We start from the raw sequence: 9,205 nt of genomic DNA on the forward strand, positions 1-9,205 counted from the left end.
ATCCACGGCCGCGACTGACGTTCCCCCATGACCAGAGCAACGACCAGCCCAGCCGAAAGTCACATGATCAGCAACTTCTGTTAGGACCTCTTAGAGCCCACCGAGCTATCGGAAGCCATCAAGGCGGTTCGCGCTGGACTGGCTGCAGCGCAGCAGGACGGGGACGGCTCCTCGATCCGGTTCGCGGTCAAGGACATCGTGCTGGAACTCGGCATCGAACTGCGGCAGACCGCCTCGGCCGGGGGCGGGGTGAAAGCGTTCGTGGTCTCCGCAGATGCCCGCGGTGAACGCGCGAGCACGGCGACGCACCGTATGACCGTCACGTTGCAGGTCGAGTCTGGCCCGGGGAGTGGTGGCGTGCTCATCGGCGAGGAGGGACGGGGCCTGGACCCGGTGCCCGCTCCCCCGGCTGGCATGTAGGCCCGGGGGAGAGGCGGGCTGGTGGAGCTGCGGACCGTCGAGGTGGTCAACCTCCGTGTCCCGATGTTCGGGTCGGGCGCCTTGGTCGCGCCGGGGCTGGTCCTGACCGCCTACCACGTCGCGTGTCCGGGTGGGGACAGGCAGCCCGTCACCGTCCGGGACAAGGTCGGCAGGACTGCCGAGGCCACGATTGTGTGGTCGGATGCGGCGCTGGATACTGTCCTGCTGGAGACGGACCGCACTGTGCTGGGGGCCGGCCTACCCGTGGCCCGGTGGGGCGAGCTGACCTGTGACTATCCGGATGCGCGGCCCGTGTGCTCGATGACCGGCTTCCCGCGGGCCATGCGGATGCCGCATCCCACGGACCCGGATGTATTCGTGGGCGAGCCCATGACGGTCGACGGCAACATCAAGCCAGCCACCGGATCCCGGCGCGGCTACTACGGCTTCGAGCTGATCAACACGTCGATGGAATCAGCAGAGTTGTGGCAGGGTATGTCCGGGGCCGGAGCGTTCTGCAACGACAGGCTCGTCGGGGTGGCGACCTTCGCTTCGGATTTCCGGCAGGGTGGCCTGCTCCACCTCATGCCCGCCGCCCGCCTGTTCGCCTCGGCTGGCTTCACCGACACGGTCACCGCCGTGACCGGCATGACTCCCCAACTGCAGCCCGCCGACCTGAGCGTCCTCCTCGACGACGTTCCCGGCCCTCGGCTGTCCACCTCCTACCTTCTCGACGCGCGCTCGGCCGTCGTGCCGCTGACCGGCATGACCGCGCAGCTCGACACCCTCGAAGCCTGGTGCCGTACGAGCCGCCCCACAGATGTCATCGCCGTCACCGGGATCGCCGGCGTAGGCAAGACGCGGCTGGTGACCGAACTGGTGCACCGCCTGGGCCGGCCTCGCCCCGATGACCCCGTGGCCCGGGGGTGGACTGGTGGCTTCCTTGCTGACCTCCCGCTCCAGCAGCCACCCCACTACCGCATGCTCGCCACCAGCAAATACCCGCTGCTCCTGGCCGTCGACTACGCGGAGACCCGTCGCGACCAGGTCGACCAGGTCCTCGACGTCCTTGCGGCCCGCAGCAGTCAGCCCGTGCGCGTCCTGCTCCTGGCCCGCGGCCGTGACAACTGGTGGCCTTCCCTGCGCCGTGCCCGGCAGGGCACCAGCGTGATGAGCACCGGCGCCAGCCTCGACGTCGATCCGGCCGACGCGCTCGCCGACACCAGCGCCGAGCACGCCTTCGAAGACGCCAAGCGCGCCTTCACCGAACGGATCCAAGCACTGCAGAACGCCGGCCTCGGAGACGACTGGGCCGCCTCCCCTCTGTGCCCGGACACCGGCCCCGCCGCAGGCACCGTGTTTACCGCGGCCGCCAAACCGGCCGACGACACGGTGATCTCCCTGCACATGGCCGCCCTCGCCGACGTCCTCGCCACGCTCAACGACGACTTCGCCCGCTACGAGAACCCCATGGACGTATTGATCGCCCACGAGGTGAGCTACTGGCGCAGAATCGTCGAAGCACGCGGCGAGTACTTCGACGAGAAGCTGATGCGCACCCTCGTTGCCGTCCAGGCCGTGACCGGCGCCAAAAAACTGAACAGCGCACAGGCCGCCGTCACCGCAGGCTTCGAGGTGCACCACAGCGGCTTCACCGGCGCCGCACCGCACGATGGGCGTCTGCTGGCTGCGTACGAGGACATCCTCACCGCCGCCTACCCCTCCGGGAACGGAGCTCACTGGGGCTCCATGGGCCCCGATCTGCTGGGTGCCGCCCTTGTGGCGGAAGTCGAAGAGAAGAGCGGAGGGCAGTTCATCGAACGCCTACTGCCCCACCCCTACCTCGAAGAAGACCAACAGCACCGGGCCCTGACCGTCCTCGCCCGCGCCGTCCCCACCCAGCCCGCGCTCGCCGTCGGCGCAGCCCGCGCGGTAGCCGCCGCACCCGACAAACTCCTGCCCCTGGCGGCCCGGACCGTCACCGCCTCACTCGACACGGAGATCGCCCGGCCATGGCTCCTCGGCCTGCAGGACGCCCTCGCCGAGCAGGCACAGCAACCAGACGCCGACCCGGGCCTCTACGCCTGGGCCGCCAACCTGGTCAGCACATCCCTCACCCACCTCGAGACCGGCCTCAACGACTTCTTCAACTCCCCCGACTGGGCGCCACCAGAGCAACATCCCGAAAACCAGCCGGGGCCCGACGAGGGCCTGTATGACGTCGACGACCCAAGCAACGACGAGTCTGCCTGCGACCCGAACGAGGAAGACGACAAAGCGCACGAGCCAGGCGATCTTGACGACACACCCGTCATCCCGCCCACAACAAAAGCCCCAGCACCCCGACCCACCGTGCGCGTCCGTACGATCACAAGCCGGGCCGCACGGACCGTCCTCACAGCCGTCGCTCTCGTGCACCTTGCCTTCGTAGCACTTGTGACTGGCAGCGTGGCCTACTTCTCCGACTACTCGAGCGAGCCGTCCTTCTGGCTCCTCCCCCCGTTGATCATCTTCGCCCACCTGTTCATCGGCACGTTCTACGGCTGCCGACAGTTGCCCGCCGCCTTCGCCATCCTGATCGCCCCGCCCCTGATCCTCCTCATGACCGTGGCCTTCGGGATGATGTTCAACGACCTGCACGGGGTGGACGTCAATTCCGCCGTGATGAGTCTGGCGTGGGCCGGCATCTTCTCGCCCGGGATGCTCGCCCTCACGTACGCCTTCCGGGCCTGGTTCGGCCAGATCCGGTACACCGGCGACACGTAGAACCACCACCGTCGCTACCGCGCCCGCCAGGGCCTCCCGTCGCAGCCGCCAGAACGCCCAAGATCTCCTGGGGCCTTGCGGTGTAGCTGCGGGATCGTGATTCCGCTACCAAGGTCACAGTCCTTGCCCCGCTGACCAGATTCCCGACGCCACAGGCACGCAGGCGTTCAACGCCGCGTACAAGGCGGCGAAGAATGCAGGCGCCACCTTCGTCGGCATCGAGCGGCGAGGCCAGCGCTGGACGGTGAAGACCGACAGGGCCCCAGGCCACATCATCGACGCGGGGGTCTAGCCGGTGGCCAAACCCCCGCCGTCACGGTTGCAGTCAGTGGCGGCCCTGGAGCCACACCGCGATCAGTCCGACCGAACTGGTCCCTGCCGCGTACGAGACGCCACGCAATGCGTTGAGTGCCACAATGTGTCGACGGCGATAGACCCACTGCGCAGCATCCTTGACCCACCTGCGATAACCGCTCGGCGCCTGGGATCCAGGCTTGTGGAAGCTCACGTCGAGTCAACTCCTCTCGTGACCTTGGTGCATGGATGGGTTGGGATCCCAATGCGCCCATGACGGCGCTTTGTTGACAGTAGGAAGGGCTTCCGGTCAGCGTCATCACATTTGAGCGAGATCTGAGCATCACGATCCGGTAGCAATCGGACACCTGCCGCAGCAGTTGCGGGCAGACCGCGTGCCGGGTAGGCATTTCGACTGCCGTACTCGATATATGTCTCCTTCGCTTGAGACCCGCCGCCCCTTCGACTCACCCAAGCGGCAATTGCCGCCCCGAAGGTTCTGCTGGCCGCAAGAGAGGAAGGGGGACTGGCCTGGGATCCTGGAAAGCTGCGACGAGTCGATCACGGTCAAGCCGCTTCCCGTCTGCGGTTCGGCCCGAGCGTATCCCTGCCGCTCGCGTGGCCGATGAGCCGGAGGGGGCCGAGGTGAGGCTGTGCCTCGTCGAGGACGACAACCATGTCGCTGTCCCTGTCCGCGGTACCAGCGCGGCACGGTTTCGATGTGGCGCACGCGTACAGAGGTGCTGGCCATTCAGCCGACCCGCACCTCCATGCAGAGATCGGGCAGGCATCACGACTTCCGTACTCGATATATGTGGTTCACTGGAGGCATGCCACCTTTCCGACTCACCCAGGCGACAGTCGCTGTCATGAACGCCCTGCTGAAAGCCAAGGAGAAGGGGGAGCTCGCCTGGGGACTTGAGATCTGCCGAGTGGCCGAGCTCGGCCCCGGAACCGTCTATCCCATCCTTGACCGGCTCGCCCAACATGGCTGGGTCACCGGCCGGAGCGAAACCGCCGAGCACCCCGGTCGACCTGCGCGCCGCTTCTACGAGCTCACGGACGCGCAGCGCGATCAGGTGGCCAATGCTCTGCAGGTGCGGGAAGCGAATCACAAGAGGCGCTTTGGGGATGTCAAGGGCGAAAAGGCCGTTGTTGAAGAGAGCTGAATGAGCGTCCCGGAGGCGCATGCCCTCCTGCGGGCTGACTGATGATCGGCGCGGGCGAGATCGTCGCGATGTGGCCGTCATCGGACTGGGCATGGCCGGAAATTCCGATCTTGGGGGCCTCCTCGGCCAGGCGGCTTCGGTGACGTTCTCCTCGATCTGGGCCTGCCCGACCAGAACGGCTGCTAGGTCTGCGGCAAGCACGAGTGCACCAAGGAAGGCTGCCTTCTATGCGCGGCGAGGGATGCAATCACCAAGGGACGCGACGTCTACGCCGACCTCGAGAAGACGTTGATGGAAGTGCGCGAACTGATGGAGATCACCGCTCTCATCGGACCTGCCACACATGACGTACTCGTGCCCTATCTGGACTCCCCCATGACCAAGCAGGAGGCCGAACCCGCCTCCGGAGCGCTCGTCGACGCCGCGCACCGAGCTGTCGAAGCCTCTCAGATGCTCCTGTGGGCCGCCCGTGGTCATGACATCCGTTACCTGGTGCGCGCCAGCAGCTACCTCAACGCCTCCGCCTACGGCACCGCTCGAGTGATCCACCGTCACATCGTCCTTGCAGGTATCGACGAGCATGAGGTCTCAAAGCCCTGAGGAATAGGCGACTGTCAGGGCCGCCCGGTCGGAAGTCTGCGAGACGGGGAAGGGGAGCCCCACGGCGTATTCCACGATTCCGGGCCACTGGGATGCCGCGTCACCACGTACCGCCACCAGGCTTTGATGCAGTCCTCAAAGGTGGTGCTCAGATGCCAGGCCACCTCTCCTGCCAGGTGATCCACTCCCGGCGGGCGTAGGCGCGTACAACGTCCCTCTCCGCGTCGGTGCAGCCGTTCTCCAGGGCTGTCGGGATGTCACCGGTGGTGCTAGTGCCGTGCTGGTGGTCGTGGCGGACCAGTTCGCTGGCGACGTCGGAGGCGTCGGTGCGCAGTTCCACGTCTCTGGGCACCGGGTTGTGGGAGTCCTCCTGGTAGGGGCGCGGCAGGTAGTTGCCGTGCCCGTGGCACAGGGCGAGCGCGTCCAGGACGGCGGCGGTCTCCAGCAGGTCGTCCCGGCACTCCAGGACGAGGCCGTTGACCCGGAGGTCGATGAGGTCCTGGCTGCGGGCGGCATGCGCGGCCGATAGGTCCGTGCGGGCCATGGCGTGCATGTACAGCAGGGCTGGGACGAGTTCGCCGATGCGGACGAGGTGCTTGCCGTATGCGGCTTGAGCCTCCCGGCTGGTCGCCCAGCCCGGCCACGGCTCATCTGGGGTAGCCCGGGCCCGGCCTGAGACGCCGGCGGAGGAGCCCCGTCCGACGACCGGGATCGACTACCTCGGCCTGATCGACACCGCCCACACCGCCGAACTCGCAGACAAGGTCAACTACGCGGCCCTGGGCGAGCCCGCGCCGACACAGGTCGTCGACCTCACCGACCTGCCCGGCCAATGACCCCCACCGCCAACTGCACGGAGAACCAGCATGATTGAGAAACTTCAGGCCCACTACGGATTCAGCCGCATGCCCTTCGGCCGCGACCTCGCCCCCGGCATGCTGCATCGCCACGCGTCCCACAACGAAGCCGTCGCCCGCATCACCTGGTGCATCTCGGAGCGGTCCATCGGCGTGGTCACCGGCGAGGTCGGCGCCGGCAAAACCGTCTCCGTCCGCACCGTCCTGCACGGCATCGACCCGTCGAAACACACCGTGATCTACCTGCCCAACCCCATGATCGGAGTCCGCGGCATCCACGAAGCGATCGTCACCGCCTTCGGCCAGCAGCCCTCCCACCTCGGCTCCCGCCTCACCGCCCAGACCGGCCTGGCCCTGGCCGCCGAACGCGAAGAACGCGGCCGCACCCCCGTGCTGGTCCTGGACGAAGCCCACCTGCTGTCCTACGAACAGCTCGAAGCGATCCGGATGCTGACCAACACAGCCATGGACCAGGACTCGCCACTGTCCTGCCTGCTGGTCGGCCAGCCCACCCTGCGCAGAACGATGAAACTCGCAGTCCTGGCCGCACTCGAACAGCGGACCGCTCTGCGCTACACGATGCCCGGCATGACCGCGAGCAAGACCGGCAGCTACATCAAGCACCACCTCGGCCTCGCCGGCCGAAGCGACCAGCTGTTCACCGACGACGCCGTCACCCTCATCCACACCACATCACGCGGCTTCCCCCGCGCCGTCAACAACCTCTGCCTTCAAGCCCTCGTCGCCACGTTCGCCGCAGGCAAATCCCTCGTCGACGACAAAGCCGCCCAGTCCGCCGTCACCGAAGTCCTCGACTGAACAGTCCAAGCTCCGCAGGTCACGGAACACCCGCACAGCGAGGACCGATTCAAGCCATGCGAGCGGGATCAGGGCCGCTGGTGACCGGCACCTCGGAGATCATGTCACCATCCCAGGCGCAGCAAGGAGGACTCAGTGCAGTTGCGCAATGTCACACCGGATGACGTCGACGCCTACGTCCGGATGCGGTGCGACCCGGTCATGATGACCGACCTCGGCGGACCACTGCCGCTTGACGGCATGAAAGACAAGGTGCGTCGAGACGCCCTCGAAGCAGCGGCCGACACCGCCTGGATCAAGATGATCATCCCTGATACAGGTCCATCGCGTCGTCCACACCGTCGCGCACCTTGGCCCAGCGCCGCGCGGTGTCCTCGCGTTCGTTCGGGATGACGCTGTGGTGCGGGCGCTCGGGCAGGAGGTCGGCCACCGGCACCGACAGCGCCTCGCGCAGGTGGCCCAGGGTCGGCTCCTGGCACAGCTCCTCCACCGTCTTGGCCGTCAGGGGCGGCTTCGCCTCCGCGACGCGCTGCAGAACGGTGACGCCCAGGACGACCGCCGCGGCCGTGTACCGCCAGGCGGTCAGCGCTACGTGCCGCTCGTACGCGGCCGCGCCGCTCGCGATCTCCTGGACGGCCTGCCCGTAGAACGGGAACGTCGTGTTCGCCTCGTGCATGTCGGCCACGTCACCGCCGCTTTGGAGTCGGTCCCAGAGCGCGCTCGCCGACTGCAACTCGTACCGAGCGGTCAAGAACGCCGCGTTCAACAACCGCAGCGCTCCCAGCTCGATCGTCGTCAGCGGGCCGTGCTCATCGAACCGTGCGAACCGCATCGCCACTCCCCACCCCAGGACCCGATCAGTCCATGGCACGCTACCCGGCACTGCGGCAACGGGTGACTACTGCGCGTGGATACGAGTTGCCGCCGGGGTGGCAACCAGCGGATACGGCCGCCCGGCCCGCGAGTTCCCGGCACACTCGGGCCCACCAGCGTGCGTGGACAAGGAGCAGTGCGATGCCCGTGAAGATCACCCCCGACGACGCGTACGACGACGCGACCGACACCCTGCGGGTCGGGCGGCACGACCTGGAGCGGCTGCTGCTGGAGTTCCGTGAGCTGATGCGGAAGCAGGAGCCGGGCAGCTGGCGCCACATGGAGGACTACGACCTGTCCTTCGAGCGCCTGGCCGACGCCGTCGACGCCGCGACCGAGGCCCGGCGGGGCGCTCGCTGGGAAGGGCCCGACCTCCGGATGCGCTGCACGACCACCGAGGCCGTGTACGAGTGGCCGGAGGGCGCTCCCTACGAGGGCGGCACGACGGTCACATGGAACGTGCCGGGCCACGGCTCTCACGCCACCGACTCCGCAGAGGACGCGTCCCTGTCGCTGTGCGGCTTCAGATGGGCGGAGGGGGAGGGTCGGCGCGTGAGCGGCTTGCCGGACTGTCGCGAATGCCGACGTGAGGTACAGCTCGGTGCGGAACGGTCCCGCGGCCGCTGGTGACTCCCCGGGCGGCTACGCGTCGCCGCCCGGGTGGATACGGCCGTGGCTACGATCGGAAACGCCCTGGCCCCGGCAGCTCCGCGACACCGTTGGCGAATGTCCTGTGCCAACGGAGGTTGGTGATCACTAGGTTTGTGCCATCAAAGTTGAACGGCTGCTCGGAGGGGTGAACGTGGAGGACTCGCAGGTCACCTTCCGCTTGGAGCTGGGTGTAACCGGGTTCCGCGACCGGGGTGACCCGCCCCTGCCGAGTACCGATCCCCAGACATGCCGTGCCGCCTGGTATGCCGCGGCGCGGGCTGCGGGCGGGCAGGTCGAGGACTTCACGGAACAGGAGTACCCGCAGAACTTCCACAGCGCCACGATCAGCGATCGGGACGGCGCACACATCGCGCTGTTCCACGCTCACTACCCGCTGATCGCCTTCGTCGGAGACCGGCGCTACTGGTACACCGACGAGTTCCAGGAACCTCCCACTTGGGCCGCCGTCCTCACCGACATCGGCTTTGTCGTATTGAGCGCAGCACAGCTCCTGTTGCCGCTGACGGAGTCGGACACCTCTGCTCTGTCTGCGACGGAATGGCGTCAGATCAAGCACTGGCGACCGGAGACCCTTGGCGCAACACTCTTCAACTCGTGGGACTGACGGCCCCCCGGCCCCTGTTGGACGCAGGCCTGCTGTGTCTAAGAGGTCCTAACAGAAGTTGCTGATCATGTGACTTTCGGCTGGGCTGGTCGTTGCTCTGGTCATGGGGGAACGTCAGTCGCGGCCGTGGA

Annotated in this window: 8 protein-coding genes and 2 pseudogenes; 8 read left to right on the forward strand and 2 right to left on the reverse strand. The window is 67.3% G+C overall.

All coding sequences use genetic code 11. From position 1 onward, the window contains the following. Positions 1-114: 114 nt before the first annotated feature. The 4 genes and pseudogenes from ACZ60T_RS33810 to ACZ60T_RS33825 all read left to right on the forward strand — a co-directional run. Positions 115-420: pseudogene (locus ACZ60T_RS33810) on the forward strand (trypco2 family protein); the annotation flags it as partial. Positions 421-441: 21 nt separating this feature from the next. Beyond that, entirely contained in the window at positions 442-3,186 is a 2,745-nt protein-coding gene (locus ACZ60T_RS33815) for a S1 family peptidase (RefSeq protein WP_469669454.1), read from the forward strand. A gap of 1,163 nt (positions 3,187-4,349) precedes the next feature. Continuing rightward, complete coding sequence (locus tag ACZ60T_RS33820; RefSeq protein WP_469669455.1) at positions 4,350-4,649, forward strand: PadR family transcriptional regulator; 300 nt, start codon at positions 4,350-4,352, stop codon at positions 4,647-4,649. A 291-nt stretch (positions 4,650-4,940) separates the two neighbouring features. After that, positions 4,941-5,249: a hypothetical protein gene (locus ACZ60T_RS33825; RefSeq protein ID WP_469669456.1), complete on the forward strand. Its 309-nt coding sequence runs from the start codon at positions 4,941-4,943 to the stop codon at positions 5,247-5,249. A 148-nt stretch (positions 5,250-5,397) separates the two neighbouring features. Here ACZ60T_RS33825 and ACZ60T_RS33830 read toward each other — a convergent pair whose 3' ends face one another. Continuing rightward, positions 5,398-5,793 carry a hypothetical protein gene (locus tag ACZ60T_RS33830; protein ID WP_469669457.1) on the reverse strand — a complete coding sequence of 132 codons (396 nt, stop codon included), beginning with the start codon at positions 5,791-5,793 and terminating at the stop codon, positions 5,398-5,400. Positions 5,794-6,115: 322 nt separating this feature from the next. Here ACZ60T_RS33830 and ACZ60T_RS33835 point away from each other — a divergent pair, with 322 nt between their 5' ends. Next, positions 6,116-6,925, forward strand: a complete 810-nt coding sequence (locus tag ACZ60T_RS33835) for an ExeA family protein (protein ID WP_469669458.1) — start codon at positions 6,116-6,118, stop codon at positions 6,923-6,925. Positions 6,926-7,060: 135 nt separating this feature from the next. Next, positions 7,061-7,240: pseudogene (locus ACZ60T_RS33840) on the forward strand (GNAT family protein); the annotation flags it as partial. Here ACZ60T_RS33840 and ACZ60T_RS33845 read toward each other — a convergent pair. Continuing rightward, positions 7,230-7,757, reverse strand: a complete 528-nt coding sequence (locus ACZ60T_RS33845; protein WP_469669459.1) for a hypothetical protein — start codon at positions 7,755-7,757, stop codon at positions 7,230-7,232. The pseudogene ACZ60T_RS33840 and the gene ACZ60T_RS33845 overlap by 11 nt on opposite strands. Before the next feature lie 182 nt (positions 7,758-7,939). On the opposite strand from ACZ60T_RS33845, the gene ACZ60T_RS33850 reads away from it, so the two are divergent. Further along, a complete protein-coding gene (locus ACZ60T_RS33850; protein WP_469669460.1) occupies positions 7,940-8,428 on the forward strand; it encodes a hypothetical protein in 489 nt (162 codons plus the stop codon). A gap of 172 nt (positions 8,429-8,600) precedes the next feature. Then, the gene (locus tag ACZ60T_RS33855) at positions 8,601-9,074 is read left to right on the forward strand and encodes a hypothetical protein (protein WP_469669461.1); all 474 of its coding nucleotides are present in this window, start codon (positions 8,601-8,603) and stop codon (positions 9,072-9,074) included. The last annotated feature ends 131 nt before the right edge of the window (positions 9,075-9,205 follow it).

This window comes from Streptomyces sp. NPDC104371, assembly GCF_055583785.1.

Bases quoted from the DNA above. Each gene is read 5' to 3' on its own strand.
- ACZ60T_RS33820 (WP_469669455.1), top strand. From the start codon at position 4,350: ATGAACGCCCTGCTGAAAGCCAAGGAGAAGGGGGAGCTCGCCTGGGGA.
- ACZ60T_RS33825 (WP_469669456.1), top strand. From the start codon at position 4,941: ATGGAAGTGCGCGAACTGATGGAGATCACCGCTCTCATCGGACCTGCC.
- ACZ60T_RS33845 (WP_469669459.1), bottom strand. From the start codon at position 7,757: ATGCGGTTCGCACGGTTCGATGAGCACGGCCCGCTGACGACGATCGAG.
- ACZ60T_RS33835 (WP_469669458.1), top strand. From the start codon at position 6,116: ATGATTGAGAAACTTCAGGCCCACTACGGATTCAGCCGCATGCCCTTC.
- ACZ60T_RS33830 (WP_469669457.1), bottom strand. From the start codon at position 5,793: ATGGCCCGCACGGACCTATCGGCCGCGCATGCCGCCCGCAGCCAGGAC.
- ACZ60T_RS33850 (WP_469669460.1), top strand. From the start codon at position 7,940: ATGCCCGTGAAGATCACCCCCGACGACGCGTACGACGACGCGACCGAC.